Origin of the sequence: Thioclava sp. SK-1, from assembly GCF_001705665.1 — a bacterium.
Classification (GTDB): domain Bacteria; phylum Pseudomonadota; class Alphaproteobacteria; order Rhodobacterales; family Rhodobacteraceae; genus Thioclava.
In genome coordinates this window covers 26,669-53,208 of the sequence record NZ_MDHA01000029.1, presented here as the reverse complement: position 1 = coordinate 53,208, position 26,540 = coordinate 26,669, and the positions used below count along the sequence as shown (strand labels likewise).

Genomic DNA, 26,540 nt, shown 5'->3' with positions numbered 1-26,540 from the left:
GCCATGGGAAAAGCGCGGATCGCCACAGGGGTCTTTCTGGCAACGCTTGTGACCGCCACGATGGGCTATACCATTGCCTCGGCGGTGCTGACCTATCAGGATCTCGGCTTTGGGGCCGAGATCGACTTTGCCTACATCGCGCAGAACTACATGGCGATCCTCGATCGCCGCCCGGAGGACGCCCAACTCATCCACCTGATCATCGGCAGCTTCGCCGCCGCCGGTCTGATGCTGAGCCTCGCCCTCTCGGGGTCCGCCCTGACACGGTTTGGCCAGACCCATTGGCAGTCTGCGCGCGAGATGAAGACCAATGGCTTCTTCGGGGCGCCGGGCACCGGGTTCATCCTCGGCAAGCTGGGGACGCCGGGCTCCCGCGCCAATTACATTTGCTCGAAGGTTTTCCCTCACGCGCTGATCGTGGCCCCCACGGGCCGCGGCAAGACCACGGGCTTTGTCATTCCGAACCTGCTGACCTGGCAAGGCTCCGCCGTGACACTTGATGTGAAGGGCGAGTGTTTCGAGGCCACGGCCCGGCATCGCGCCGCCCAAGGCGACAAGGTCTATCGCTTTGCCCCCACCGATTGGGAGGGCAAGCGCACGCATCGCTACAATCCGCTCCTGCGCATCTTCGAACTGAAAGATCCCGCGCGCCAGCAGATGGAATTGCAGCTCTTGGCGACGCTCTTTTTGCAAAGCGACAACGACCGGGTGCAGGGCCTGCTCAAGGGCGGGATCGATCTCTTTGTGGCGGCAGGCCTGTTGGCGTTCCAGCGCAAGCGCCCGACCCTGGGCGAGATCTATCGCATCGCGGCCTCCGGTGGGAACAAGCAGAAGGAATACTTCGCGCGGGGGCACGAGGTTGACAACAGGGCCGCCAAGCTGATCTTCACGCGGCTCGCTTCGACCAATAACGACACGCTGACCTCCTATGTCTCGCTCCTGATGACCTCGGGGCTCGACCAATGGCAAAACCCTGCCATCGATGAGGCGACGGCGGTGTCGGATTTTGATTTCCGCACGATCCGCAAGAAGCCCTTTTCGGTCTATCTCGTGGTCCAGCCGCTGATGGTCAAACCCCTCGCGCCGCTGATCCGGCTGTTATTCTCCGATCTGCTCTCGGCGATGCAGGAAAAGGACCCCGGGCCGGATGAGCCCTGGCCCGTGATGATCATGCTCGACGAGTTCAATCGTTTGGGCAAAATGCCCATCGTGGTTGAGAGCATCGAGACCCTGCGGGCCTATCGTGGTCACCTCGCTGTGGTCACCCAAACCATTCCCGCCCTCGATGAAATCTATGGTGAGAACACCCGCCGTGCGCTGCAGGGCAACGCGGGCGTGAAGCTCTACCTGACGCCTTCGGATGAAAAGACAGTCGAGGAACTGAGCAAGGCGGTTGGCAAGACCACAAAGACCGTCATCACGCGATCCCAGTCCATCGGCAAGAACCCCTTTGAAGGCCGCAGCCAATCCACACGGACCGAAGAAAGCTCGCTGTTGCCCGAAGATGAAGCGCGCCGCCTGCCGCTCGATGAGATCGTCATGGTGATCGATGCGCAGATGCCGGTCCGTGCAAAGCGGATCCAGTATTTTGACGACCGGCTGTTTAAGGCCATCCATGCGGCGCAGACAGGCGAGTTGCCATTTCCAGAGCCGGGGGGAGGGGGGCCGCAAGGCACGCTGCCGCTGAGCATGCGCGCCATGCCGATGACACCGCCACTGGACGGGTCTGGCGGATCCGAGGCCGACGTTGAGGCCGAACGCCAGGCTGCTGATGGCCAATCGTCAGGGAAAACTGATGTCGCTCCAAAGAAAACTTCGCCGGTCGTTCAAGCCGTTATCGCCGAGGAACAGCGACAGATTGAAATGGATTTTGGGGGGGAAGTGGCTGCTCTTGGTTCGGTGAAAGATGCGGATATCGAGCAGGTACGAACGGCCGTACATGATTTGGGCGAGTTGGAGACAGCCCTAACACAGGTGCTCTAACTTGATGGGTTGTCGTATCCAGAAGTTGATGCAGTAAGAGGTGGTCACCAGCCGCGTTCTAGAAGTCTGAGATTTCGCTCTCTATCAGGTTTGACCCTTTGCAAGGGTAACCTCCATATCTTGTTGCTCCTCCCTTATGTTACTCCAGATAAAGTGTTACATCTCGAAAAGCTTGTTTTCGGGAATCGAGATGTGAATAAGAAAGTTACAACCAGCCAGCGAATTGGCGAAATCGGGGAGAAGGCGGCTAATCTTCAATTCTTGCGAATTGGGTTCCAATTCGATGGGCGTTCGCGGTTGGAAGCAGGGATAGACGGCATCGCTGAGGTGATGGACGATGATCAGCCGACTGCGAAGATGATTGCCGTTCAGGTCAAGGCTACTGAGCGTGGCAGCTATGTCGGCGAGACGAACGCCGGTTTCACCTATCGTGTCCGCGCTTCAGATTTCGACTATTGGCGTGGCTCCAACCTACCCGTCATCCTAGTTCTCTACAGGCAATTAGATGACACATTCTTCTGGAAGTCGCTCGAAAACCTCGTTGGCGAGGCCGAACGCACATTGCAGTTCGACAAGGAGCGCGACGTCTTGGACGGACGTGCGAAGGATCGCCTCGCTGCCCTGACCGTCGCCAAGCAAGGACACGGTTACTACGTCCCGCCACTTGGGGGAGGGGAGGACGCGATCATCAACATGGTGCCATTGCAGCTTCCTGAGGAAATCTTCGTCGCACAGACACAGCTCTCCACCCAGAAGGCGCTCGCCCGGATGAATAAGGTCCGGGAAGGCCAACGGTACGATTGGATGATCGATGAAACCTCGCTTTGGACATTCTGCGACCCGCTAACCACACCCGTTCGCGACCTAGTTGAGCGGGATCAGGTCGAACGGATCGAAACCGACTTTCTGGCACAACACGACGCCGTAGATCAGCAGCACAAATTTGCGGGCCTGTTGCGACATACTCTGGCGCATGACTTTCGGGATTTGCTTGGATGGGACCGAAAGAAAAAGCAGTTCTACTTCTTGCCGACACCTGGAGGCGTCGCGCGCAAGTTTCGCTATCTTGGTGCGAAGCAGAAGACACAGGCCGACGTTGTCAGCGTCTATCAGAAGTCGAAGGGGGAGGGGCCCATCGACTATGTGCGGCACCATTCATTCCATCCCCGGTTCGAGCGCTTGGCGGACCAATGGTACCTGATCATCAACCCATCCTACTACTTCACTTCGGATGGAGCGCGCGCGCTCAACTATCCGGATGCCTTGTTGTCCGGGAAGAAGCGCCTCGACACAAACAGCACCGTTCGAGGCCAGGTGATCATGTGGCATCGATTGCTGTCAGGTCTGGAATTTGAAGATGCCGGCGAACTGCTGGCACCCGACACCAAGACGGATCGTATCATCAAGTTTGGTGACCCGCCTTCCATCGAATTGCCGAAGAGTGTGCCCGAGGACGTGTGGGGCGCGAAGGCGCAAAAGTCGAGGAAGCCGTCCGGCTCGAATGAACAAGGCAGCTTCGACCTATGAGCGACTTCAAGACAAAGATCTTCCCGGAGCCTGAACTGGAATTTGGTGACCAACACCATCATCCTGATCCACGATTGGGGTTGCTACAGGCGGGCCCGTTGCAAACGAACCTCGGGGACACGATCAAAGTCGGCGTTGTTGGCAGCGCTCTGACCGTCGAAAAATCAGGCGAGTTTCTGAATGCGATCGAAGATGGGTTCGAGGGTAAGACCGAAAAGCACCCGAACCTGCACCCGGATTTCCCCGGGTTGAGAAACCAGAACCCCTATCGGTGCCGGTTTGAAATGGTGGCTGCCGAAGATGGAGTACTGACCAAAGGTCAGATCGAGAAGATTGCCAAGGAACCGAGCGATGCGCGTGCTGTGGAGATGGCCGTCGACGCAGTTATGGCGCAACTGGAAAAGCTGGAGGCGCATCATGAACGGCCGGACGTGGTCATGGTTTCTCTCCCTGTCAAGTTGATCGAACGGGTCTGGAGAAACGAGCGGGCGCGCGATGACGAAGTTATAGAGGACGAAGCGGCCGACGCGAAAGCTGGCAGAGAAACCTCTCCGAACTTCCGTGGCTTGCTCAAGGCCAGAGCGATGGACCTCAGATTCTCAATTCAGATTGTTTGGGAGGATGTCATCAACCCCGATGCCAAGATCCCTCGCAAAATCAAGGAGAACTCTGACCGCCAAACCCAAGACCGAGCTGACCTCGCATGGAACCTTATGACGACGCTCTACTATAAGGGCAGCGGCAAGGTGCCCTGGCGCAGATTGCCGGAAGAAGGCGAGTTCACCGCCTGTTACATTGGCATCAGCTTTTTCAAGGATGCCGAAACCGACGAGATATGGACCAGTGCTGCGCAAATGTTCGACGAGCGGGGCAGAGGGTTCATTCTTAGAGGCGGTCCTGCACAGTCAGAGTCGCGGGGTCGCCACCCGTTCCTCACTATTGATGAGGCTCACAAGCTTACCGAGAGCGCCTTGGCCGCCTACAAGTCGGTCCATAGAACGATGCCGGCACGCGTGATCGTCATGAAGACGTCGCGCTTTCGCGAGGACGAGGCCGAGGGTGTTGGCAAGGCGCTCGACGAGGCAGGTGTGGAACTGCGCGATCTCGTTTGGATTCATGAGAGCTATTCAGTCAAGGTGCTGCGCGACGGCGACTTCCCTGTCCTCCGCGGCACCTTCGTTGAACTGGACGGCAATGGGCTGCTCTATACCAACGGCAGCATTCCCTACTATGGGACCTATCCTGGCCTCTATGTCCCGAACCCCCTGTTGCTCTGTCCACACCCGCAAAGCGAGAGCACGATCGAACAGATTGCGAAGGAAGTTTTCAGCCTCACGAAGGTGAACTGGAACTCGACCCAGATGAACCAACGCTTGCCGATTCCGATCCGAGCAGCCCGTAAGGTTGGTGACGTGTTGAAATACGTTCCCTCGGGGCAAAAGGTCAGCAGTGACTATCGGAAGTACATTTAGAGCCTCTTGGGCCTTCGGGAATTTGCAGAAAACCGATTTGAAAAAATAGAACGCTAGGGAATTCGGATGAAGATTGACACACTTTTTATACGGAACTTCCGATGCTTCGGCGCAGAGGCTGAAACTCTCAGGTTTGAGAACGGGGTTACGGCATTGGTTGGCGGAAACGGAGCCGGAAAAACGGCGGCGCTTCAGGCGTTAGCACGGCTTTTTGGTGTCTCAAGTGCAGAAAGACAGATCCAGACACGCGATTTTCATCTTAGGCCTGACCAAACCGAGCTCGATCCTGGAGCGACGCTGTCGATCGAGTGTATCCTGTCCTTCCCAGAATTAGACGGTCTTGACGAGGCGGCGGCGGCCAACGCCGTGCCGGATTTTTTCAACCATATGGCAGCAACCGGCCCTGGAGAACCGCTTAAAGCGCGCATGCGCCTGCAGGCAGTCTGGACGGATGACGGAACGCCCGATGGTACGGTGGAAGAGGACATTCGTTGGATTGGTACGCTCGGTGATGATTACGATTGGGATGAGTGCCAAAGGGTCGCCGCCGTTGATCGTGGCACCATCCAACTTGTTTATGTGCCGGCGACCCGTAATCCGGCGGATCGTGTTACTGATTTGCTTAAGGGGCGTTTGTGGCGGGCTGCGAAATGGTCGGATCGCCTGTCCAAGACGACCGAGCGCGGAGCCAAGCTCATCCAGAAGCGTTTTGAGCGCGAAGCACCCGCAGAATTCATCGTCGAGCGGCTTACGAAGCGCTGGCGGCAGGTCCACGAAGCCGACACAGATACGACGCCAGTGCTCAGACTTGTGGAAAGTCGGCTCGAGGAACTGGTCAGGCGCGTCGAATTTGCATTCCATCCCGATGAGGCCGGTCGCGAGCGGGCGCTTGTCGACCTAAGCGACGGTCAACGCTCTCTGTTTCATATAGCTCTAACTGCGGCGACGCTTGAAACCGAAAAAGATGCTCTGCGACTGGCCGCTGCCGATGGCCCGTTCGATCAAGAAAAGCTGCGGCGTGCTCATCTTACGATTCTGGCCATCGAAGAACCGGAAAACAGCCTGTCGCCGTTCTTCCTCTCTCGCATTATGAACCAAGCGCGCGACATCGGAGCGCTCAGCTCGGCGCAAGTACTGATCTCTAGCCACAGCGCCAGCATTTTGAGCCGTATCAAGCCGGACGAGGTGCGCTACTTCCGGCTCGATACGACCAGCAGGGCCTCATCGGTGAAATCTTTGACGCTACCTGACGATGCGACCGAGGCGGGTAAGTATGTCCGGCTCGCCGTGCGGGCGTATCCGGAGCTCTACTTCGCGCGGTTCGTCATCCTCGGCGAGGGGGACTCCGAACGCATTGTGTTGCCTCTGCTCGCGGAGGCGATGGGCGTCCCACTTGATCCTTCTTTCGTGCCTGTTGTGCCGCTCGGCGGTCGCCATGTCGATCACTTTTGGCGGCTTCTTGACGCGCTGAAGATACCGCATGCAACGCTGATTGATCTCGACCTGGGGCGCTCACATGGCGGTGCGAACACGATAAGGGCGACCGTCGGATCGCTCGCCGAAATTGGAAACGATCTCAGCAACAACTTGGATGTGATGATGGAAGTGGTCGAGCTCGCCAACCTTCCTGCCCTGTCCGACGAAGAGATGACTGATGGATTTGCTGAAAACAACTGGATGCAGGCGCTGAAAGACGAAGGTGTTTTTTTTCTCCGATCCACTCGATCTGGACTTCGCGATGCTCGCGGCATTTCCAGACGGCTATAAGGAGCTCGATCCGGGCGCGCACGGTCCTGACGACAGTGAAGAGGCCTTGGAGCGCAAGAAAGCCGCCACTCTCAAAAAGGGCGGGAACGCTGGTCTCTACGATCCTGAGTGGGATGATTGCTTTATCTGGTATCCATACCTGTTCTTGAGCCGAAGCAAGCCTGAAACGCATCTGGCCGCGATTAATCGCATTCCGAAGGCAGATCTTGCCGCAAACGCTCCGCCTGAACTGTGCGCGCTGGTTCAACATGTCAAAATGAAACTCGGTCTCGAGAACGGCGCAGATTGATGTTGGTGCTTCCCGATGATTGGAGGCCTCAGGGCGTCGACGATCTCGAGCCGGGCGCGTGGCAAGCGCTGCGGGAAACGGACCGAAGCGTATGCGTTACCGCCGGCGCAGGCGCGGGCAAGACAGAATTCCTAGCGCAAAAAGCAGCATACCTCCTGCAAACTGGCATCTGTCTGCCGCCCAAATGCATCCTGGCCATCAGCTTTAAAAGGGATGCTGCACAGACGCTCAAGGCGCGCGTAGGTAAGCGTTGTCAGCCCGATCAGGCGCGCCGTTTTCACTCGCTTACCTTCGATGCGTTCACCAAAAATATGTTAGACCGCTTTCGGGCCGCGATCCCTCAACCCTTTGGGCCGCCCCGCAACTATGAAATTGGGTTTCCGCGGCGCGATGATTTGGAGGACTTCCTCACCCGGAGCGGTCGGCGTGACATCGGCTGGCAAAAATTCGAAAAGGCGATCGCACGCGCGCCGCTTCCGTTCGATGCGGAGGGAATACCACCGGCTTGGCGCGAGCTACTTCATACTTATTGGCAGGAGCAATTGGAGCGTCCAACCGGTACGTTGCTCTCGTTTGCCATGATTAACAGACTTGTCGATTATTTGCTGCGCGAGAACCCCGCGATACGGCGTGCCCTGCAGCTCACCTATCCCTTCGTTTTCCTCGATGAATTCCAAGATACGACATATGCACAATATGATCTGGTGAAGAGTGCTTTTCATGGCAGTGATGCCGTTTTCACAGCTGTCGGCGACGACAAGCAACGCATTATGGGCTGGGCCGGGGCGATGGACAACGCCTTTCAGGAATTTGCTTCTGACTTCAATGCAGTGAACCGAGCGCTACGCTTTAACTGGCGGTCTCATGCGGATCTGGTCGCCATTCAACAGGTGATTGCGGAGCGCATCGATCCAAACGTAGAAGACGTTGAAGCCAGGGGGCAGCGCGCCGTCGACGGTCAGGTCGCTGCGCTTTGGCGTTTCGATACACGCGAGCAGGAAGCACAGCAAATCGCCGCTTGGATCGATAGCGAAATTGAGCACGGCATTCTGGAGCCGCATGATTGCGCCATTCTCGTGCGTATGCGCGCCGACGATGTTGAAGCCGAACTGACGGACGTATTTGCAGCGCAAGGCCTGAAGATCAGAAACTTGGCGCGTAGTGTCGGTGGAATTGCGATTCAGGAATTACTTGCCGAAGAACTGACAGGTATCTTTATACCGCTCTTGAGGCTCGGTACTGGTGAACGTAGCCCGGGTGCCTGGAACGCCACTCAAGAACAGCTGCAAGCGCTATTCGCCATCGATACTGGCGATGAACGAGCCCAGGAGCGGCTGCAGCGAAGTATTGAAGAATTCTCCTCCACTTTGCGTGCGGCTATGCGCGATAACGAACAGAATGGCGAGAGCGCGGCAAATGTGTTTCAGATCGCCCTTGAATTTGTCGGTGCCGATCGGCTGCGCCAGGCTTTTCCCGCCTATAGACGGGACGCGGACTTCGAACGGGTACGGACAGGGTTCATCACGCTGTTTTGCGAATGCGCCGAAGCTGTGGACGCTTGGTCAGACGCTCTCGATCGCTTCGAAGGCATAGGCCAGGTGCCACTTATGACGATCCACAAAAGCAAGGGTCTTGAGTTTCACACAATGATCTTCTTCGGTCTCGATGCACAGACTTGGTGGAGCCTTTCACCCGGACGGGATGAAGAGCTGAATTCCTTCTTTGTCGCCTTCACGCGTGCCATGCAAAGGGCCTTCTTCGCTTATTGCAGTGAGCGCGGACAAGCGATCGGATGGCTTGAAAACATGTTGCTGCCGGCCGGTCTGGAGCGGGTCGACGGGCTCCTGCACCTTGCGGTTGGAGATGAATAGCAAGTTTAGTTTCAATCCACGGCTTAGTGGCCCGTTGGTGCACACGGGGGTATGATCCCGGCTCAGAAGAAGGTGATCTCCCGCAGACCTCGAATGCACCTTCTCTAAACGCGCCCGTTTTATGCAGCCGAGGGAAATCTGGAAGCCTGTCTAGCTCGACTAACGGAAGCAAAATGTCAGCGCTGAACCATGGCATTTTCGCGGACCAGCTTTCATCATACATCTTCGAAAGTGCCCTTCCGACCGCATAGGCTCCGGCCAAGTCAATTTTGGAAACGCGTATTCGATTTCTGGGCAGCAGGCTCCCAGTTGTCGATTTACCGCCGACATTGAAATAGATCAGGTCATGGCCCCAACCGAGGCGTATGACATGTGTCCGGTCGGACCGTTGGATTGAAACTCTCGGAAATAGGTCCCTGGCCCAAACCTTATGCTCGTCGCACCAGTCGAGGGCTTTCTTCAACATCGCTACGCCGCCTAGGTCTTTCTTCCAGATCGGACATAGGTGCTGAAACCCGGCGAATTTGACCCGCTTCTCACTTCTGATGTCGTTGGGAATGAAAGCGCCTTTGCGTGTCACCTTTGGAGACCACATTCGTTCTTCGAGCGTGTCTGCGTCCTCCAAACCTATGTGTATGTTATCAATCGTAACTTTGGTATCCGCGGAAATGGCTCTGTGTCGTGCTTCAAGCAGTGTGATGGGCGGTAGCGGTTTCCTCGGGTATTGGTCGAGGATCGAAGGCCCGTTGGGTCGAACGATATCGTCAGAAACATCAACTGGTCTGTCCGTTTTCACGTCGTGGTCGACGAGCCAGCGGTAGGGTGCACCAAGGTCCATAGGATCGTCGTTCATGAGCGAAAGATGTGGCAGACCCTTTTTCAGGAACGCCATGATCTCGCGCGTATCCTGACGTTCCGCCCCCATGAGCCTCCCGTGGAAGGATTGGCGGTCTGACCTGCTTTGACGGGCTTTCAGCGCATTTTCGATGCGCTCACGTTCGATATCGCCTAGCTGGCGCCGCATATACGCAATCGAAACATCTACGTCCCCGTAGTCATCACGCTCCTCGAGCGCGCTGCCGAATAGCTTCAAGGTGATGGGCTGCAAGCGATCGGGGTCGCCGTTGATGACCTTGGCCCGGGCGAGAAGTTCAGAAATGATGGTCTCGACCTTATCGCGACCGATACGCTTTCGCTTGGGTTCCAGTGCGAGACGTGTGCCATGCGGCGTTAGCTGCCAATAAAACAAACCGTCAAGGATGTCGGCCGGTTCCAAGTAGCCAGCCTCGGCCATCTGGCGCAAGACGCGGTTGGCATGATGCGCATCGCAGTCCAGAACACGTATTGCCTCTTCAAGCCCGACAGATCTTCCATTCACTGCTGAGCGCAGGATTGCTTGAACCCGCTCTAGTGGTACCGTTTTTACTGGTGAATGTTTATAGGACCTCCGTTCATCCATGGCTCGGTAGCCTTGCAAAACAAAACGTCATCACCGTCGCCCCAACCTTCCAAGCCTAGCCAGTTGCGCCAGCATCTGGGACCCGGTCCCTGGTGACGCTGTGCCGCTTGCCTGACCCGTCTGACCCATCCCCTGCCGCACAGGCATCTGCTGCACACCGAAGAATTGCCGGGCCCGGAGAGCTGCGTATTCTGCGCTGCTTGCCCCACCGATCAGGTAGCGGTTGTATGCCTGCTGGCTGCCCATTGCGGCGCGGGCAAAGCTGTAGCCACCGCCGAGACCACCGGAGAGGGCGGGCATCATGATGTTTCCGGAGATCGCGCGGACGATGAAGGGCGTGGCAATGATGAAGCCCTTGGCCATGAGGACCATCATGAAGAAGGGGATGAGCGCGCCTATGTTTGAAGCCCCTTCCGGGTCGCCAAGCTCACCGATCAGAGCGGAAGAGACGCCAGTGATCGTTGCGAACACCCCTGCGACGACGATTGGGTAGAGTGCGAAGGAAACCAGTGCCGACAGCCAGCGTGCGAAGTAATCTTTAGTCACCTCGAAGAGGGTGAGGAAGATCATCACCGGCGCGATCCCGATTAGAAGTGCGATCATCAGGCGGGATGCCACAAGGATGAAGGCGGCCAGCCCGCCGAGTATCGAGAGCAAGAGGACCCCGACAATGTCGAGCATGGCGCCGGCCATCCAGTTCAACTCTGACCCGGCGGCGTTGAGATAGTCCCCTAGTTCCGCGATCAGCCGGTCAAACTCTTCGGCGAAAGTTCCAGAAGGGCCAGGAGTTCCACCGCCGACCGAAGCCACGAGCGCCCCTGCAATGCTGTCGATCCCGGCCAGGATGGCGGAGGAGAAGGCGTTGAACTGCACCCAGTTGGTTGCAAATATCCCGATGAGCCCGATCTTGACCGCGAGCCAAAAGGCCGTGCGCCCGTCCATCGCCTTGTACTGGTAGATCATGTTCAGGAAGACGAGGATCACCACGAGCGTTGTTCCCAGTACCAGAAGTGAGCCCACCGTTGCCGCGACCGACCCGAACTGGGTTTCGGCGGCGGTGTCGAGATAGCCCTGGGAGGTTTCAACGAAATAGGTGACGACGCTCATCGGAGATCAGCCTTACCAATTGCCTGCTGCTTCGCAGATGGCCTTGGCGGCAGGGCGAGCACCGTTGGCGCGGCGGTTGTAGGCGTCCGAGGCTTGCAGCATCTCCCATCGTTCGTCACTCGCGTACCTTTCCCGAAACACCGCCTCGGCAGCGTCCCAGGACGGGAACCGGATTTCACAGCCACAGCTATCGGTCTCGACGATGCGCTCGAGGTTCTGGGCGCGGTAGATGTCCTGGACCAGCACGCGCTGATAGGCTTGGCGCAATGGTATTTTTTGCATCCATTCGGTCTCCAGTGGTCTGTCCGGGCAAACATCAAAACTGCGCTCAAGGCTCGGGACCAGGTTGCGCTCGGCTGAGGAGGGTGACGCCGCCAGCAACAGAGCCAAAGTGAAGAAAGTGGTATCGATCCCGCGACGTTTCATCAGACCGCGCCGCCAGCTGTCGTTTCGCGCTTCAGAAACACCGTGTGCCCGACATTGGCGAATTCCGAGGAGCTGATCGACACCACCTCCCAGCCTTCGGCCCCCTTCATATTCAGGTCGGCTTTCATGTCGGCAAGACTGGTCTTGCGGGTCATGGGAAAGGACAGGATAACGTATTCAAAGGTCTTCATAGGGAAGTTCCAATCTCATTAGCGCCGGGGAGGTAGAATTCCGTGATGCCGCGTTTGCCGTCATGCCGGCCTGCCTGGATGATCACGTCGATGGAATTCTCGATGTACTGGATCATGTCGGCATGGGTCATCGGGATCTCGGTCTTCAGTGCGGCGATCGCGAGCCGCTGCACGGCCAGTTGCGGGGTTTCGGCATGCAGCGTGGTCATGGACCCGCCATGGCCGGTGTTGATGGCCTCGAGGAAGGTCATGGCCTCCTTGCCGCGCACCTCGCCCAGGATGATCCGGTCGGGGCGCATGCGCAGCGTGGCGGTGAGAAGCACATCGGCGGTCTGGAATTCCGCATCCCGGTTGGCGATGAGGGTCACGGCATTTGGCTGGGTCGGCAGAAGCTCGGCTGCTTCCTCGATGGTGACGATGCGTTCCTCGGATGGTACATGAGAGAGGATCTTCCGCGCGGCGACAGTCTTGCCGGTGGAAGTACCGCCCGAGACGATCATGTTAAGCTTGTTGTCTACGCAGAAGGCCAGCGCATCGTCGATGACGCCAGACGCCACGACCTCGCGCAATTCCCGGGTTTTCTCGAGGCGGAGTTCTTCGAGCTTGCGTTCTTTGCCAAAAAGGAAATCCAGCGCAATCCCGTCAAGCGGCAGGCTTGAGAAGAACCGCAGACTGATCGACATGGCAGTTAGCACAGCGGGTTGTGTGATCACCTGCGCCCGGATCGGTCGCCCCTTGTAGGTGATCGAGACCGAAACGATCGGGCGATCCTTGCTCATTGTCGTGTTGGCGGAAGAGGCGATCTGATTGCCGAGGTCCTTCACTTCTGTTGCTGTCAACTCCTGGTCCAGCTTTCGCATGAAGTGATCGCCCTGGAATTCTCCCCAGCAGGTGCCGTCGGGGTTGATGCAGATCTCGATGGCATCGTCGCGGGCGGCGGCTTCAATCCGATCAAGCGAGGTCTGGAGATAGCTCAGAGACATGGGCTTAGAAAATCTCCAGATCGCGGTCGACCATCACCGTGACGCGCGCGCCCTGGTCGACATAGATGACGGGACCGATAGAGAGGTAGTCGCCAATCACGCTGTCCGTGGCATCGGCCAGATCATCGCCCACGTCTTCGAGCACGTCCGCCGTGGTCTCGTCCTGAACATTTGCTGCAGCGGCGCTTGGCGCGGCGGAGATCAGCGAAATCAGCGCCGCCGAGCCGAAGCGCTCATCGAAGCGGGTATCGACAAAGCCGGTGACACCTGAGCGGCCCAGTTCATCACCCCCGAAGGAGCTGATCTGGATGGTTTGATTGTCGGGCAGAATGATCCTGTCCCAGGCGATGGTGACCCGGCGCTGCGCGATATCGACGCCGGAGCGATAACGCCCGATAAGACGGGACCCGCGCGGGATCAGGAGGCGCGCGCCATCGAAACTGAACACGTCTTCGGAAACAACGGCCCGGGTCTGGCCGGGCAGGGAGCTGTCGAGCGCGGTTTCCATGACGGCCTGGATCATGGTGCCCTGGATGATCGTGTTGGAGGGATTGGCGATGACTTCTGCCTGTGTCACCGAAGTGGGCAGCGCGCCGTTCAGCACAAAATCCGTCACTTCCCCAAAAGTCCGTTCGGTCAAAGCAGTTTCATTTGCGCCTGAGGTGCCGCCAAAGGCGATGGTGGGCGAGGTGATGCGGCGTTCCTGAAACGCCCGTTCCTCGGCCGCGCGGCGTTCAAGTTCCGCGAGACGTCTTGCTTCTTCCTCGCGGCGCAGTCGCTCTTCTTCCCGCGCGCTCAATTCGTCCTCGGTGGGGCCGATGGGCGCGGGGGCAGGGCGATTGGCTTCGAGTTGCGCAAGTTCGAGGTCCATGCGGATTTGCTCCAACTCCCGATCACGTGCGGTGAGCTCGTCTCGGAACTGCTGTTGCGCGGCTTCAGAGGCGGACTGCAGGGCGGCGATCTGGGCGGTCAGCGCATCGATCGCTTCGGCGGCAGCGGTATCTTCTTCGACCACCGGTTCGGGCGTGTTGCGCAACTCCTCGATCTGGGTCTGAAGGGCGGCGAGTTGCGCCAAAAGCTCGGCGTTCGGTTCCACCGGATCGGGTGCGACGAACACAACCTCGGGCTCGGGCGGGGGCAAGGTCTCGATGGCGCCGAACCCGTCGCCTTCGTTCTGGAACACGTCCGGCGTGGCCGTGGGAAGGGCTTCCTCTTCCTCGGGTTGGGACATGAGATAGAGCAACGCACCGCCCGCGCCGATCACGAGGACGACGACCAAAGCGAGCAGCGGTGAGCGCCGTGGGGCAGGGGGCGAACCAGCGCCCTTGCCTTGTTCTAGAGCAGCGAGGCGTTTCTCGAGGTCTGCGTTTCCAGTATCGCTCATGAGCCTACCCCCGCAGGTGGTGTGGCCTCGATGCAGACCACCTCCTCCCCGATCCGCAGCACCCATTGTCGGTTCACGCCAGAAACCCGGATCACGCCGTCCTCGGTGGCTTGCGTGTTGACCGTGCGCTCACGGCCATTGGCGTAGCGGAAGATCGCAGGCACCGGCGCGTTCCGCGGAAATTCGAAATACGTAAACGTCCCGTCATCCCAGACACGGGTGGGGGTGAACTCGGTCCGCGCGCTGGCAGCGTAATTATAGTTCGGCGCTTGGGCCGCGATGGCACGTGTGGGCCGCGTATTGTCTTCGGGGTAGCGGAACTGGACCACGTAAAAGGTCGGACTGCGGGTCTCCTGGACGTTAAAGTAATAACTGCGCCTGTTCGTGTAGACGGTCACATTGGTATGCACCCCGCGCGCCACCGGCTTGATCGCGAAGGCCTGACCGCCGGGTACGCCGTCGATCTCGAAGCCTTCCGTGTCGCCCGCAATGATCGAGCGGATGCTCTCGCCTCCCCCGAACTCGACCGTGGTCACATGGGTGAGCGACACGCTGAGGCGGTAGACCTGACCTTCTTGATATGTTGCCAGCCGCACCCGATTGTCATTGGTCCCGCCACGCGGGATGGCTTCGGCGAAAGCAAGGCCGGGCAACAGGGCAATCAGCAATATGAAAAGTCGAGCGGGGAACAAATTCAATTCTCCAATCTGTCGGAGCGGATGGAATATTCGAGGACCGTGAAGCCGAAGGGGTTGGTCCAGACCTCATCGATGGAGCGGCGGGTCTCGGGGCGGAACTCGAAGAGAAGCGTGGCAGTGAAGAGGCCTGTCTGAACGCCATTGATAGACGTCAGGCGCTTGCGCAGGCGGACCGTGGCGCGGTTGGTTCCGATCCGGTTGATGCTGAGGATTTCCACGTCGAGCCGGGCATTGGGGCCATAGACCGTCGGCGGGTAGTTCTCATTGGCGCTGTTCCAGATCTGGCGCAGCCCGCTCTCGGCAGCTCCGTCCGAGCGGCGCAGGACGTTGCGGATGCGCAGATCGTTGTCGAGCTGGTTGTAGACCTCCCGGTCGGTCACATAGCGGAACACCTCCGCCTCGATGATCGCCTGGTTGGCGGTCACCGAGGAGGCGCCGACTGATGCCTCAGGGAGCGCAAAGCCGGTGGCGGGATCATAGGGGACAACGACGGGGGGCGGGTCGACATCGAGAATCGAGACAGCCGCGGCACTCAGACAGCCGATGATGCCGAAGACAAGGCCAAAGAGACCCAAGCGTTGCCAAAGCCGTTCACGGCGCAGGGCACCGTAGACCAGTTCTTCCTCGATGAATTCTTGTTCAGTCGTCACCATTCATGCCCCCGCGATTACTCGGCCCGCAGGTCCGGCAAGGTGAAATCCATGAAGCGCTGCTCTTCGGCGATGGTGGCGGCATCGATCACGCCTCCCGTGCCATCGCCCACGGTCTGGATGGCTTCGAGCTGCCACATGGCGACCAGCGCAATGGCGAGCTCCGCGGTCACGCGCGTGTTGAGATCGATGCTTTCCTTGAGTTCGTCCATGTCGTCGATAAGCCCCACAAGACGGTCGACCCGCTCGAGCGATTGGCCGGCATCTTCATAGCTGTTCTGGGCGGCGGCTGAGACGAGCGCGCCGGTTGTTGCCTGCGTCGCCACGCGGTTGGCTCCGGGATTTCCGCTCGTGGCCATTTCCGAGAGGGTGTCCTCGTCAAAGCCGAGGTCGGCCAGAACGCGGTCCATCTGGGTTTCGATCTCGCCTGCGCCGGAGCCCGAGAGGCCCGAGAAATCCCCAGTCTTGATCGCCTCAATCGTGGCGAGGATGTCGCCGAACTCTTGGTCGAGCAGGCCGTTCAACTCGTCTTCCATTTCCGTGCGGATGATCACGGGAAGCTCGGCAAGGCGGGTGAGTGCTTCATAAGTTTTTTGCAGCTCCGCGAGTTGGTCCGTGAGCGTGGCAAGCTGTTCGCGGAGCTGCGTTAGCTGCTCGTTTTGCAGGATCTCGTCTTCGATCATCTGCCGGAGCTGCTGGATGTTTTGCGCGATATTCTGGGGGTCGACGACGGGTACGCCTTGTGCTGCGGCAGGGGGTAGGGCGCTGAACTGCAAGCCAACTCCAAGTGTCGTGGCCAAAGCTGTCCTCAAGAGCAGATGTCCCATCATTCAAACTCCCTGATCGTAAAATCCATGAACGCGCCTTCGGCCATGCGGGCGCTGGCCAGGGCCAGCTCCTCGGCAGAAAGGACGCGGGTGCGTGCCGCCTGAAGCCGGATGCGTGCAGCGACGAGGCGCACGAGTTCGGCGCGGGCATAGGTGTTGAGTGCGATGCTTTCCTGTACGTCTTCAGTCTCGGAAATCCGTTCGACGATGTCGGAAATGCGCAGGGCGGCTTGGCGGATCGCGGCGGGTGAGTTGCTGCCATAAAAGGCCGCCCCATGACCCGTGAGCGAGAGGTTGGCATTGGCGAGAAGCGCCGGATCGATCGTGCCAAGCGCATCGATCCCGCCGATACGGCTTAGATAGAGATTGTAGCGTTCAGGAATGACCGACACGTAGGCTCTAGTCTCGCGGAAGGGTGGCACGCCGCCATACTCAAAAACCCGGCCGGGTCCGGCGTTATAGGCCGCGAGGGCGTTGATGATGTTGCCATCGAATGTGTTGAGCTGGGTCGCGAGGTAGCGCGCGCCGCCATGCACCTGCAGATAGGGGCTGTCGTAATATTCCGGGTTAATGCCGAGATCGCTGGCGGTACCGGGCATGATCTGGGTGAGGCCAAAGGCGCCGACGGGTGAGCGGGCGCCAATCGTGAACCGGCTTTCCTGCCAGATGAGCGCCTGTAGGAGTGCGCGCCATTGGACCGGGGAGAGGCCCGCGCGGCCAACGCCGGCAAAGCCGCTGGTCTCCTGAGCCACGCGGATAATGAGCTGCTCGATGTTTTCCGCCGCATCCCCGAACATCTGCGCACCGCCGGGATTGGGATCAATGTCACCCGTGCCATAGACCGCCTCGACTGACCGGTCGGGATCGCCGCTGCCGCTTTCCAGCCCCGAGACCATAGCCGGCAAGCCCTGACCGCCGAAGCTGGTCTGGGCATCGAGGATGCGTCGGAGGGTTTCCAGCTGCTCCCGTTCGATCTCGGCGATGAGTTCGCGCACTGCAAGCTTGTCGGCCTGAACAGCCAAGTCTGCTTCGCGATCGCCGGTCTCGACGATATCACGCGCGGTCAGCCCACTGTCATTGGTCGGCACGCCTTGGGCGATGCCGAGACCGGGCAGCAAGCAAAATGCGAGGATATGAGGCAGGCTAGACTTCAATGTCGCCCTCCGGCGCATCTAGAGGGGTGAAGGTGCAATCAGGCGCGACAGGGGCTGTCGAGGCCAAGAAGGTGAAGCAATTGGCCTGCGGTTCCTTGTACTGGGCGCAGGAGGCTAAAGCGCCGAGCGCAGCCAAAGCGACAAGAATACGGATCATGAAAGCCTCCAAAAATCTGGGCGGGTGCGGTAATCGGCGCCGACAAGCGCTTCGCCCTTTTCCATGCCCCCAAGGATGGTGAGAGTGGGCCCAAGGGCGCTCAGATCGGCATCGACGACGATTGAGCCCTGATCGTCGCGGATCAGTGCGAGGCGGCTATTGCTGCCGGTGTTGAGAAGGACGTCGAGCTCCTTCTCCGTCAGGTTCAGCATGGCGTAATCCGCAGGCTGCGCGCGGATATTGGGGAGCAGGATTTGCGTCGGCACCGCCTCGACGATGGTCTTGCCGGTCCGGGTCCGCTCAAGCTGGCTTGCGTATTGCGTCATCATCACCGCGACGGTGTTCTGCTTGCGCGCGGTCACCAGCCAGTTCGACAGCCGTTCGGCGAAATATGCGTTGTCGAGCGCCTTCCAGGCCTCGTCGATCACGATGATGGTGGGGCGGCGATCCTCGATCTCTCGCTCGACCCGGCGGAAGAGATAGGAGAGGACCGCCATCCGTTCCTTGTCGGCCTCGCTGTCGAGAATGCCGGTCAGATCGAAGCCCACGACATCGCCTTTGAGCGAAAAAGTGTCCTCAAGGCTCTGCCCGAAGATCCAGCCATAGCGGCCGTCTTCGGTCCACTCGAGCAGGCGCTGGTGCAGATCGCCGCCATCATCGGTGGACACAAAAAGCGATGCGAAATCCCGCCAGTTCCGCAGGGCCGGATTGGTGGCCTGGGCATTCTGGCGCACGACCTCCTGGATGCGGTTGGTCTGCGCCGGGGTCAGGGGTTTGTCGGCGCGGTAGAGCAGGGTGCCCAGCCAATCGGAAAGCCAAGCGGTGCCGCGCGCATCGGTCTCTGTCCAGAGCGGGTTGAGACCGGTGGGCTGGCCGGCTTTCAGGGAGGCGTAGCGCCCGCCATTGGCGCGCACCGCCATCTCCATGCCAAAACGGTAATCGAAGACGAAGATCCGCGCCCCTGCGCGACGGGCTTGGGTCATCAGGAAGGCGGACAGCACCGATTTGCCCGACCCGGGTCGTCCCATGATCAGGGTATGGCCGCTGGTCGGTTCTTTGTCGGGCGAGCCTTGCTCGTGATAGGAAAACCGGTAGGCGCTCTGCTCCGGCGTGGGCAAATATGTGACGACCTGGCCCCAGGAGGTAAGTGCTGCAGGTTTGCCGAGCTGTGTCCGGTGGAAGGCCGCAAAATCCGCGAAGTTGCGGTTGGTGACGGCGCTGGCGCGGACGCGCTTTGGCTGGTTGCCGGGGTGCTGGCTGAGGTAATGCGCCTTGGCCGCGACCCGCTCGCCAATCATCTTCACGCCCTCAGTCGCGGCGGCGTTCACGATCTCGGCGCTGAGCGTTTGCAGCTCTTCGAGCGTTTCGCAAAAGAGCGTCACAACCATGTGATGCTCGCCGAAGCTTTGGCGCTTGGCCTCGAGATCATCGGCGGCGATGTCGAGGGCTTCCAGGAGCGAGAGGGCTGCGTCCTGGCTGGCCTGCATCTGGCGCTTTTGCCGCTTGATGCGGCCCGCCATGAGGTTCGAATTGATCGGCGTGAAGGAGTGCGTCACGATCATGTCCACCGGCAGGTTCAGCATGTCGAACATGGTGCAGGAGGTGCCTTCCGAGTATTCCCCGATGGTGAAACTCTTGCCGTAGCGATGGCCCACGACGCCTTCGGAAAGCTCGAAATGGTCGCCGTGAAACGTTACGCGGGTATTGGCGACGTTGAAGGACAAAAAGCCGTAGGTGTTTGCCGGGTAGAGCGGCAGCTCGGTGCCTGTGTTGAGCGCGCCCAAAAATCCCACCAACTCTCCCGATCCGGCTGACAGCAGGCGCGGCTTGAGCTCGGTAAGCCCCGAGAGGAAGATGTCCACGGCCTCACCGAGGCGCTGCAGGCGTTTGCGGGTCTCCTCCTTCAGTCGGTCCGGCGCGCTGCGGCTGAGGAACGGCAGGAGGCTTTTCGGGGGCGGGCGGTGAATGACGGTGAGCGTCAGCGTCTTGTCGCGTAGCCCGCTGGTCTCGAGTTTCGCGCGCCAGCGCCGGTCGACCTCGCCTGCGAAGCTGTCCTCACGGATGGGGTCGAGATCAGGTTTGATGGCCTTGGAGACCTTGTGGACGTAATAGCTGAATTCCGGCCCAAGTTGCGCGACGATGCGGGCAAAAAGCGCCGTCACCTTGTCGAGATAGGCATCGTCCGTCGTGTAGCTGTTGATCCCCTCGAGCCGGATGCAGCGGAAGAGTTCGTTCACCCGGGTCCGCACGGTCTGGTCGTCAACGAGGCTCACATAGGGCAGCATATGCGCGAGGCGGGCCTCGCGCGCATACCAGTCCGGCGTCATCGTACGGAGGTCGAACGCAACATTACGGGCTTCATCACGGGGCATAGCTGTCTCCGCCATGGATGCTGCGGTTTCGCGTGGGCGGTGTCTCCTGCAGGGCTGTCATCATCACATCTATGAAGCGCGGGTCCCAATCCGCGGCCTTCCACAGCACCGGATAGAGCAGGACGGCCACGCCCAGCACCCCGATGTGCTGGACCCAGACGAACAAGAGCACCGAACCGAAGAGCCAGACCATCGCATACATGATGGGCAGGCCCAGAAGCTTTGGCGGGCGCACGAGGCCGAGAAAGAGAGGCGCGCGCTCAGCCACCGGCAAAGACCGCGGCAACGATGGTGGGGGCGGCGGCGACGCCGGCGATGCCGACCAGCACCCAGAGCGCTTGGCGCAGGTCGATGATGTTGAAGAACCAGCTCAAGAAAACGCCAAGGACCGCAAGCGTGGCGATGACCACACCAAGAGGTCCGGTCAGCGCATCGACAATGCCTTGCAACAAGCTTTGGATCGGGGACAGATCGATGCTCTGTGCAAGGGCGGGCTCGGCAATCAGCAGGAATAGCGCCAGCGAGGCGATAAAGAGGTTTGAAATTTGTTTCATGAATTTGATCCTTCCAATCGGGCCACGACGGCCATGACGCGCGCCACGTGGTTCTGGGTTTCTTGGTAAGGGGGGATGCCGCCGTATTGACGCACGGCGTCGGGTCCCGCGTTGTAGGCCGCCAGCGCCAGATGCGGATCGCCGAACGTCTCCAGCATCATCGCGAGGTAGCGGGCGGAGCCGTCGAGGTTCTGCAGCGGATCACGTGGGTCAACGCCGAGATCACGGGCAGTGGCGGGCATTAGCTGGCCAAGGCCGATAGCACCCGCGCGGGAGACCGCATCCTGCCGGTAGGCGCTCTCAACCTCGATATTGGCCCGGTAGAGAGCCAGCCAATCCGTGACGGAAAGCTCCGCGCGACGCAGGCCGGGGTGGCCGGCATAGCGCAAGGCCGTTGCCTCGATGCCCGAGAGGACGTCTGCGCGGGGCAGGGGTGCTGGTTGGGCGAACGCCGCAAACCTCAGCGCGTCAGGCTCGGATGCCGCTTCAGTCTCACCAAGAATGGCCAGACCATCGGACGCCGATCCCTGACCAACGCCGTCATTGTAGTTCCGGGCAAAACCGCTCTGAGACCGGGATGGGGTCAGAGAGCCGTCGCTCTCCATGACCAGGACCATTTGCGCTGAGGCTGGCGCGGCGACCAGCCAGAGGCAGACAAGGTTAGTTGCCAGCGCCCTTGTCTGATGGGGCTTTGTCTGGCGGGGCGAGTTTATGCGTGCGGCTCGTACCCGCCTCAAGCGGCAGGTCGACATGCGCAAAGCCAAGGCCAATGAAGAATGACACCACGCCGGAGATCGTCTTGAACTCGCGGATCTTGATATCGTTGTAGGTCGTCCGCGTGCGGGCGGTGACGAGGAGCTTTTCCACGCCGTCATCAGAGACCACGCGCATGATCCAGACCCCGTAATAGCTGGGGCCTTTCTTATGTGCCGACTCCTGGCACAGGATTTCTGTGCTATAGCCGCTTTCCACGAGCTCGCGGAACCTGGCTTCCGTAACCACATTTGGTGCTTCGATGTCCCAGTTCATGGCCCGGCTCACGCTTTCTCCAATGGCGCGACCCCAGGCATTCCCACTTGAAGCCCAGAGTTACGATAGTATACTATTAACCGCAAGATGTAATATCGTGCTTTAGCTGTAGTTTGGTCACGCAAACACTAGTCACGGCCAGTGTCCGCGATCAAGGAGATAACAGGTTTGAGAAACCCAAGGTTGACATGCCTGCTCCCATTGCAAGCTATAGTCCTTCTAATCTGCGTTCCCGGGCCGGTTTTGGCGGAATCCTGCTTCGCCCCGGCCCGTCCTGTCCTGCCAAGCGATTCGCAGGCGGCGCGGGACTATGCGGACATCATCCGTGGCGATTTCGAAAACTACATCCAAGATATTCAGAGCTACTTCCGTTGCCTCGACGGTGAGCGTGCCCGTGCGTTCGAGGAAGCGCGTGAAGTCAGCGAGGACTATGGCCGATTTCTGCAACTGGTGGGGAATTGATGGGCTGCCCAGGAAGTATTAGACATGCAGCCCTTGAAAACCAGATGCCGATAACATCCTCATATATCTATTTTTTAGATAGCAGATTTCATCCGCTAGCGACGTCACAAAAGGTATGTGACGCGTGGCAAAGACAATCAGAAGCACGGGACAGGTGGCACTCTGCCAAGCATTGGTCGACGCTCGCATCAAGGCGGGCCTCGGTCAGGAGGACTTGGCGGTCAAGCTCAAGTGCCATCAATCCCTCGTGGCGCGCATTGAAAGCGGCCAGCGCCGGGTCGACGTCGTCGAACTGGTCGTCCTCGCCCGTGCCATTGGCTTTGACCCCTTCCAGGTTCTGGCGGTCGTTGAAGCCGCCACGGAGCCCGACCACCGGATTTGAGCAATTTCATTAATCGAAAACGCGGGAACTGACTTCTCCCTATGTGAGTATCGATGCCGCAAGGAGGAGCGGCTAACTAATTTAACGAAAACCGGCATGGAGCTGCAGCACACGATTTTAAAACCCACGCTGCGATCCGCAAAGCCCATTTGCAGGAAATTTATAGACAGTGAATGAAGATAAGGTCGAAGGTGTCGCAATTGCCAATTTGATTGCAGCCGATGAGAACAGCGTTGTCGGCTGGGTTTATCGCTGGAACACAGGTGCGCTTGCGGTCCGTTGGGATTTGCATGGCCCACAGCGCGTCTCAAAAATTTACCCGGATCTATGTGATGCTGACAAAGTCGAAATAGACTTCGCGTCTCTCACACAGCTGCCTTGCCGCAACGACTGAAACGGGAAGAATATGGCCTTTATGACCGTAGATTGTGTGCGTGCGCCTATATTGCAGTTATGATTTCGGACAAGGCTTTGCACGACGTCGCTGCGGCTCAACAGTCAGTAATTGACCTGCTCAAAGCCATAGTTCCCACTATAATCACGCCACTCCACGAAGACGGATTTGTGATATATACTGGGGCAGCGCTCGCCCCATCGCTCTAGACCGGCATGCGCAGCGGGAAGCGCTGCGGGTGACGACGCCCGCCAAGAAAAATCGCCTTGGATCCCGTAGGTGCCAAGGACAACGACGGCGCTGCGGTTGCAGTCGCTATCTCGCCCGGATTCCTGCTGGCGCGCATAACGCACGTCAAAGACGCGGATGGACCGCACGAAGTTGAACTCAGGTCCGCTGATATCAATGTCCGCGCGATCTTGAACGAGCCGGAGGGCCTGCTCGGCGGGAACAAGGTAGTCTGGGGCGTCTGGAGTGCGCCAAGCGGCCTCTATTGGCTCATAAAGGTCGGCTAAGTCGTGCGCAGCGAATGATTGGCGCGGTTTTGCGCTATTGGTTTGGAAGAATGCTTCAAAGATGCGGTCTGTATTGTTTGATGCTGGAGAGGTCTCATAGGACGCGCCCATGGGACAGCGCCAGATTTGGAGCGGCGGTTCCACTGGCCAGGGCGTAATCCGCCGAATGAATTCGGCGCGTGCTCGGGCGCAAGGAACGGAAGCAGGCCAGCCGCCAGACAAGCACAAGAGGATCGCGCAATCGATCGGATATGTCTGCGCGCGGACGGGCATCGGCAGCGAAAGGCCTGTCACAGTTAAGGCAACTGCGACCGAGGGGAGGAGCTTTCTGAATAGGTAGCGCATGCTTAGGACCCTTTTTGACAGGATTCAGCATACATACGATAATATACTATCGCAACACTAAGTATATTCACGCATAAGTTTTATTATGTAATATATTGGCAGTATCAATCAGCTTTCCTTCGCTAATCAGCAATCCAAGCTTGACCTTCCAGTTGCTGGAAGCCCCATCTTAGGAATTGGCATCATTTCGGAGGGCTAGAGCATGATACAGGTAACAGAACCGCACCCGCGAGAGCGGTCATCCGATCAGGCCAAGGATCCAGTTTGCGGCATGTCCGTCACTATGTCTCCGCAGGCCCGTCAGGCGGATTATGACGGTGAAACCTTCTACTTCTGCTCCGATAAGTGCCAGACCAGGTTCGAGGCCGATCCGATCTACTATGCCTCAGGTACGGCATCGGATCACAGCATGACCCCGAAAGCCGGAACTCAGTACACCTGCCCAATGCACCCCGAGATAGTTCGTGACGAGCCCGGCGCCTGTCCGATCTGCGGCATGGCGCTTGAACCGATGGTGCCGTCGGATGAACCCAGCGAAGAACTGACCGACTTTACCCGCCGGATGTGGATCAGTGCCGCCGTAGCCGTTCCTCTGGTTATCCTGACTATGGGGGAGCTGGTCGGTTTGCCGGTCCGGGACTTGATCGGACATCGGCTGGCGACATACATCGAGTTCCTGCTGGCGACGCCTATCGTGTTGTGGGCAGCGAAGCCGTTTTTCGTGCGGGGATGGGCGTCGATCGTGAACCGCTCGCCCAACATGTGGACGCTGATCGCGCTTGGTGTCGGCGCGGCCTACATCTATTCGCTGGTCGCCACATTCCTTCCGGGCGTGTTTCCGGAGGCTTACCGGATGGGCGCGGGAGTCGGCACCTATTTTGAAGCCGCCGTCGTTATCATCACTCTGATTTTCGTCGGACAGGTTTTGGAATTGCGGGCGCGGGAACGGACCGGCGATGCCATCCGGGCACTGCTCGATCTGGCCCCGAAAACGGCGCGGCGCATCCTGCCCGACGGCACGGAATATGACGCGCCGCTGGAAAACATTGTGGAGGGCGACCGGTTGCGGGTGCGCCCCGGCGACGCGGTCCCCGTCGATGCCAAGGTCGTCGACGGCACGTCATCCATCGACGAGAGCATGATCACTGGCGAGCCGTTGCCGGTCGAAAAAGGTCCGGGCGATACGGTCACTGGCGGCACAATCAATAAGAACGGCTCCCTTGTCATAGAAGCCGCTCGTGTAGGTGCCGACACGATGCTGAGCCAGATCGTCGAGATGGTCGCGAACGCGCGGCGATCCCGCGCACCGATCCAGGGGCTTGCGGACAAGGTTTCTTCCTATTTCGTGCCGACCGTTGTCGTGGTCGCCATCCTTTCCTTCGCCGCTTGGCTCGGCTTCGGGCCCGAACCTGCGCTCGTCTTTGCCATCGCCTCGGCGGTGTCAGTGCTGATCATCGCCTGCCCCTGTGCATTGGGCCTTGCGACGCCGATCTCGATCACGACGGCTGCAGGGCGCGGTGCACAGGCGGGTGTCCTGATCAAGGATGCCGAAGCGCTGGAACGCATGGCCAAGGTCGATACGCTGATCGTCGATAAGACCGGCACCCTGACCGAAGGCAAGCCGAAGCTGACCGATGTGAACGCTCTGGGCGACGAGACCGAAGAAACCATTCTGAGCCTCGCGGCTGCCTTGGAAAAAGGCTCTGAGCACCCGCTGGCAGAGGCCATCGTCGAAGGCGCGAAAGAGAGAGGTATCAAAGTCGGCAATGCCGAGAACTTCGAAGCCGTGACCGGCAAGGGTGTGAGCGGAACCGTCTCGGGCCACGCCGTCGCGCTTGGTAACACCGCGATGATGCGCGACATGTCCCTCGACACCTCCGCAGCAGAGGAGGCGGCAGACGTTCTGCGCAGCGAAGGCAAGACGGCCATGTTCGTGGCCATAGAAGGAAAACTGTCCGGCATCGTCGCCGTCGCCGACCCGATCAAGGAAACGACGGCCGAGGTCATCAAGGAACTGCACGAGGCGGGCCTGCGGATAATCATGGCTACGGGGGATAACGAACGCACTGCAAGGGCCGTGGCGCAGCTCCTCGGCATCGACGAGGTCCGGGCTGGAGTTCTGCCGGAAGACAAGAAGGCGCTGGTGGACGAGTTGCACGCGAATGGCAAAAAGGTCGCCATGGCCGGCGATGGTGTCAACGATGCACCGGCTCTGGCCGCAGCGGACGTCGGCCTGGCCATGGGCACGGGTGCGGACGTGGCGGTTGAAAGCGCGGGCATCACTCTCTTGAGCGGCGATCTGAACGGTATCGTCAAGGCACGGACGCTGGCCGTGGCGACGATCGGTAACATACGCCAGAACCTGTTCTGGGCCTTTGCCTACAACACGCTCGGTGTGCCCTTAGCTGCGGGCGTGCTCTACCCGGCATTCGGGCTGTTGATGTCGCCCATGTTCGCCGCCGCCGCAATGAGCCTCTCGTCGGTCTCGGTCATCGCGAACGCGCTCAGACTACGGCGATTGAGGCTTTAGACGATCCGCGTA

26 protein-coding genes are annotated in these 26,540 nt (G+C 59.3%); 10 read left to right on the top strand and 16 right to left on the bottom strand.

What is annotated here, in order from left to right; all coding sequences use genetic code 11:
• Nucleotides 1-3: 3 nt before the first annotated feature.
• The 6 genes from BFP70_RS05560 (at nucleotide 4) to BFP70_RS05540 (ending at nucleotide 8,909) form a co-directional block, all read left to right on the top strand.
• Entirely contained in the window at nucleotides 4-1,983 is a 1,980-nt protein-coding gene (locus BFP70_RS05560) for a type IV secretory system conjugative DNA transfer family protein (RefSeq protein WP_066010376.1), read from the top strand.
• 192 nt (nucleotides 1,984-2,175) lie between these two features.
• Nucleotides 2,176-3,510 (top strand): DUF4365 domain-containing protein, encoded by a 1,335-nt coding sequence (locus BFP70_RS05555; RefSeq protein ID WP_066010410.1) that lies wholly within the window; start codon nucleotides 2,176-2,178, stop codon nucleotides 3,508-3,510.
• Complete coding sequence (locus BFP70_RS05550; protein ID WP_066010375.1) at nucleotides 3,507-4,982, top strand: hypothetical protein; 1,476 nt, start codon at nucleotides 3,507-3,509, stop codon at nucleotides 4,980-4,982. Before BFP70_RS05555 ends, BFP70_RS05550 begins: the two co-directional genes overlap by 4 nt.
• 66 nt (nucleotides 4,983-5,048) lie before the next feature.
• A complete protein-coding gene (locus BFP70_RS05545; protein ID WP_218059651.1) occupies nucleotides 5,049-6,749 on the top strand; it encodes an ATP-dependent endonuclease in 1,701 nt (566 codons plus the stop codon).
• A complete protein-coding gene (locus tag BFP70_RS21215; protein WP_218059650.1) occupies nucleotides 6,721-7,038 on the top strand; it encodes a hypothetical protein in 318 nt (105 codons plus the stop codon). Before BFP70_RS05545 ends, BFP70_RS21215 begins: the two co-directional genes overlap by 29 nt.
• Nucleotides 7,038-8,909, top strand: a complete 1,872-nt coding sequence (locus BFP70_RS05540; protein ID WP_066010374.1) for a UvrD-helicase domain-containing protein — start codon at nucleotides 7,038-7,040, stop codon at nucleotides 8,907-8,909. The genes BFP70_RS21215 and BFP70_RS05540 overlap by 1 nt, the downstream gene beginning before the upstream one ends.
• Before the next feature lie 1,489 nt (nucleotides 8,910-10,398).
• Here BFP70_RS05540 and BFP70_RS05535 read toward each other — a convergent pair.
• Genes BFP70_RS05535 through BFP70_RS05470 form a run of 15 tightly spaced genes read right to left on the bottom strand, consistent with a single transcriptional unit; the run spans nucleotide 10,399 to nucleotide 21,900 of the window.
• Nucleotides 10,399-11,475, bottom strand: a complete 1,077-nt coding sequence (locus BFP70_RS05535; RefSeq protein WP_066010373.1) for a type IV secretion system protein — start codon at nucleotides 11,473-11,475, stop codon at nucleotides 10,399-10,401.
• A gap of 12 nt (nucleotides 11,476-11,487) precedes the next feature.
• Nucleotides 11,488-11,901 (bottom strand): hypothetical protein, encoded by a 414-nt coding sequence (locus tag BFP70_RS05530; protein WP_066010372.1) that lies wholly within the window; start codon nucleotides 11,899-11,901, stop codon nucleotides 11,488-11,490.
• Nucleotides 11,901-12,092, bottom strand: coding sequence for a hypothetical protein (locus BFP70_RS05525; RefSeq protein ID WP_066010371.1), 192 nt, complete (start codon nucleotides 12,090-12,092; stop codon nucleotides 11,901-11,903). The genes BFP70_RS05530 and BFP70_RS05525 overlap by 1 nt, the downstream gene beginning before the upstream one ends.
• Nucleotides 12,089-13,075: an ATPase, T2SS/T4P/T4SS family gene (locus BFP70_RS05520; protein ID WP_066010370.1), complete on the bottom strand. Its 987-nt coding sequence runs from the start codon at nucleotides 13,073-13,075 to the stop codon at nucleotides 12,089-12,091. The genes BFP70_RS05525 and BFP70_RS05520 overlap by 4 nt, the downstream gene beginning before the upstream one ends.
• Nucleotides 13,076-13,079: 4 nt before the next feature.
• On the bottom strand, nucleotides 13,080-14,459 hold the full coding sequence (locus BFP70_RS05515) for a TrbI/VirB10 family protein (protein ID WP_066010369.1): 1,380 nt from the start codon (nucleotides 14,457-14,459) through the stop codon (nucleotides 13,080-13,082).
• Complete coding sequence (locus tag BFP70_RS05510) at nucleotides 14,456-15,151, bottom strand: TrbG/VirB9 family P-type conjugative transfer protein (protein ID WP_066010368.1); 696 nt, start codon at nucleotides 15,149-15,151, stop codon at nucleotides 14,456-14,458. The genes BFP70_RS05515 and BFP70_RS05510 overlap by 4 nt, the downstream gene beginning before the upstream one ends.
• A gap of 2 nt (nucleotides 15,152-15,153) precedes the next feature.
• Entirely contained in the window at nucleotides 15,154-15,810 is a 657-nt protein-coding gene (locus BFP70_RS05505; RefSeq protein ID WP_066010367.1) for a virB8 family protein, read from the bottom strand.
• Nucleotides 15,811-15,824: 14 nt separating this feature from the next.
• Nucleotides 15,825-16,634: a type IV secretion system protein gene (locus BFP70_RS05500; protein WP_066010409.1), complete on the bottom strand. Its 810-nt coding sequence runs from the start codon at nucleotides 16,632-16,634 to the stop codon at nucleotides 15,825-15,827.
• Nucleotides 16,634-17,722: a lytic transglycosylase domain-containing protein gene (locus BFP70_RS05495; RefSeq protein ID WP_066010408.1), complete on the bottom strand. Its 1,089-nt coding sequence runs from the start codon at nucleotides 17,720-17,722 to the stop codon at nucleotides 16,634-16,636. The genes BFP70_RS05500 and BFP70_RS05495 overlap by 1 nt, the downstream gene beginning before the upstream one ends.
• A 55-nt stretch (nucleotides 17,723-17,777) precedes the next feature.
• Nucleotides 17,778-17,945, bottom strand: coding sequence for a hypothetical protein (locus BFP70_RS20970; RefSeq protein ID WP_176715499.1), 168 nt, complete (start codon nucleotides 17,943-17,945; stop codon nucleotides 17,778-17,780).
• Nucleotides 17,942-20,317: a type IV secretion system DNA-binding domain-containing protein gene (locus BFP70_RS05490; RefSeq protein WP_066010366.1), complete on the bottom strand. Its 2,376-nt coding sequence runs from the start codon at nucleotides 20,315-20,317 to the stop codon at nucleotides 17,942-17,944. The genes BFP70_RS20970 and BFP70_RS05490 overlap by 4 nt, the downstream gene beginning before the upstream one ends.
• Entirely contained in the window at nucleotides 20,307-20,585 is a 279-nt protein-coding gene (locus BFP70_RS05485; RefSeq protein WP_066010407.1) for a type IV secretion system protein VirB3, read from the bottom strand. The genes BFP70_RS05490 and BFP70_RS05485 overlap by 11 nt, the downstream gene beginning before the upstream one ends.
• Entirely contained in the window at nucleotides 20,578-20,871 is a 294-nt protein-coding gene (locus BFP70_RS05480; RefSeq protein ID WP_066010365.1) for a TrbC/VirB2 family protein, read from the bottom strand. The genes BFP70_RS05485 and BFP70_RS05480 overlap by 8 nt, the downstream gene beginning before the upstream one ends.
• Nucleotides 20,868-21,488: a lytic transglycosylase domain-containing protein gene (locus BFP70_RS05475; RefSeq protein WP_066010364.1), complete on the bottom strand. Its 621-nt coding sequence runs from the start codon at nucleotides 21,486-21,488 to the stop codon at nucleotides 20,868-20,870. Before BFP70_RS05475 ends, BFP70_RS05480 begins: the two co-directional genes overlap by 4 nt.
• 43 nt (nucleotides 21,489-21,531) lie before the next feature.
• Nucleotides 21,532-21,900, bottom strand: coding sequence for a hypothetical protein (locus BFP70_RS05470; protein WP_066010363.1), 369 nt, complete (start codon nucleotides 21,898-21,900; stop codon nucleotides 21,532-21,534).
• A 210-nt stretch (nucleotides 21,901-22,110) separates the two neighbouring features.
• On the opposite strand from BFP70_RS05470, the gene BFP70_RS05465 reads away from it, so the two are divergent.
• The 3 genes from BFP70_RS05465 (at nucleotide 22,111) to BFP70_RS05455 (ending at nucleotide 23,138) form a co-directional block, all read left to right on the top strand.
• A complete protein-coding gene (locus tag BFP70_RS05465) occupies nucleotides 22,111-22,362 on the top strand; it encodes a hypothetical protein (protein WP_369820187.1) in 252 nt (83 codons plus the stop codon).
• A 124-nt stretch (nucleotides 22,363-22,486) separates the two neighbouring features.
• Nucleotides 22,487-22,744 (top strand): helix-turn-helix transcriptional regulator, encoded by a 258-nt coding sequence (locus BFP70_RS05460; protein ID WP_066010362.1) that lies wholly within the window; start codon nucleotides 22,487-22,489, stop codon nucleotides 22,742-22,744.
• A gap of 169 nt (nucleotides 22,745-22,913) precedes the next feature.
• Complete coding sequence (locus BFP70_RS05455) at nucleotides 22,914-23,138, top strand: hypothetical protein (RefSeq protein WP_066010361.1); 225 nt, start codon at nucleotides 22,914-22,916, stop codon at nucleotides 23,136-23,138.
• Nucleotides 23,139-23,242: 104 nt separating this feature from the next.
• Here BFP70_RS05455 and BFP70_RS05450 read toward each other — a convergent pair whose 3' ends face one another.
• Nucleotides 23,243-23,998: a hypothetical protein gene (locus tag BFP70_RS05450; protein WP_255356607.1), complete on the bottom strand. Its 756-nt coding sequence runs from the start codon at nucleotides 23,996-23,998 to the stop codon at nucleotides 23,243-23,245.
• A 202-nt stretch (nucleotides 23,999-24,200) separates the two neighbouring features.
• On the opposite strand from BFP70_RS05450, the gene BFP70_RS05440 reads away from it, so the two are divergent.
• Complete coding sequence (locus BFP70_RS05440) at nucleotides 24,201-26,528, top strand: heavy metal translocating P-type ATPase (protein WP_066010358.1); 2,328 nt, start codon at nucleotides 24,201-24,203, stop codon at nucleotides 26,526-26,528.
• Nucleotides 26,529-26,540 lie beyond the last annotated feature (12 nt).

Excerpts from the sequence above, each read along its gene's own strand:
- BFP70_RS05560 (WP_066010376.1), top strand. The coding sequence starts at position 4 with ATGGGAAAAGCGCGGATCGCCACAGGGGTCTTTCTGGCAACGCTTGTG.
- BFP70_RS05550 (WP_066010375.1), top strand. The coding sequence starts at position 3,507 with ATGAGCGACTTCAAGACAAAGATCTTCCCGGAGCCTGAACTGGAATTT.
- BFP70_RS05545 (WP_218059651.1), top strand. The coding sequence starts at position 5,049 with ATGAAGATTGACACACTTTTTATACGGAACTTCCGATGCTTCGGCGCA.
- BFP70_RS21215 (WP_218059650.1), top strand. The coding sequence starts at position 6,721 with ATGCTCGCGGCATTTCCAGACGGCTATAAGGAGCTCGATCCGGGCGCG.
- BFP70_RS05540 (WP_066010374.1), top strand. The coding sequence starts at position 7,038 with ATGTTGGTGCTTCCCGATGATTGGAGGCCTCAGGGCGTCGACGATCTC.
- BFP70_RS05535 (WP_066010373.1), bottom strand. The coding sequence starts at position 11,475 with ATGAGCGTCGTCACCTATTTCGTTGAAACCTCCCAGGGCTATCTCGAC.
- BFP70_RS05530 (WP_066010372.1), bottom strand. The coding sequence starts at position 11,901 with ATGAAACGTCGCGGGATCGATACCACTTTCTTCACTTTGGCTCTGTTG.
- BFP70_RS05525 (WP_066010371.1), bottom strand. The coding sequence starts at position 12,092 with ATGAAGACCTTTGAATACGTTATCCTGTCCTTTCCCATGACCCGCAAG.
- BFP70_RS05520 (WP_066010370.1), bottom strand. The coding sequence starts at position 13,075 with ATGTCTCTGAGCTATCTCCAGACCTCGCTTGATCGGATTGAAGCCGCC.
- BFP70_RS05515 (WP_066010369.1), bottom strand. The coding sequence starts at position 14,459 with ATGAGCGATACTGGAAACGCAGACCTCGAGAAACGCCTCGCTGCTCTA.
- BFP70_RS05505 (WP_066010367.1), bottom strand. The coding sequence starts at position 15,810 with ATGGTGACGACTGAACAAGAATTCATCGAGGAAGAACTGGTCTACGGT.
- BFP70_RS05500 (WP_066010409.1), bottom strand. The coding sequence starts at position 16,634 with ATGGGACATCTGCTCTTGAGGACAGCTTTGGCCACGACACTTGGAGTT.
- BFP70_RS20970 (WP_176715499.1), bottom strand. The coding sequence starts at position 17,945 with ATGATCCGTATTCTTGTCGCTTTGGCTGCGCTCGGCGCTTTAGCCTCC.
- BFP70_RS05490 (WP_066010366.1), bottom strand. The coding sequence starts at position 20,317 with ATGCCCCGTGATGAAGCCCGTAATGTTGCGTTCGACCTCCGTACGATG.
- BFP70_RS05480 (WP_066010365.1), bottom strand. The coding sequence starts at position 20,871 with ATGAAACAAATTTCAAACCTCTTTATCGCCTCGCTGGCGCTATTCCTG.
- BFP70_RS05475 (WP_066010364.1), bottom strand. The coding sequence starts at position 21,488 with ATGGTCCTGGTCATGGAGAGCGACGGCTCTCTGACCCCATCCCGGTCT.
- BFP70_RS05470 (WP_066010363.1), bottom strand. The coding sequence starts at position 21,900 with ATGAACTGGGACATCGAAGCACCAAATGTGGTTACGGAAGCCAGGTTC.
- BFP70_RS05450 (WP_255356607.1), bottom strand. The coding sequence starts at position 23,998 with ATGCGCTACCTATTCAGAAAGCTCCTCCCCTCGGTCGCAGTTGCCTTA.
- BFP70_RS05440 (WP_066010358.1), top strand. The coding sequence starts at position 24,201 with ATGATACAGGTAACAGAACCGCACCCGCGAGAGCGGTCATCCGATCAG.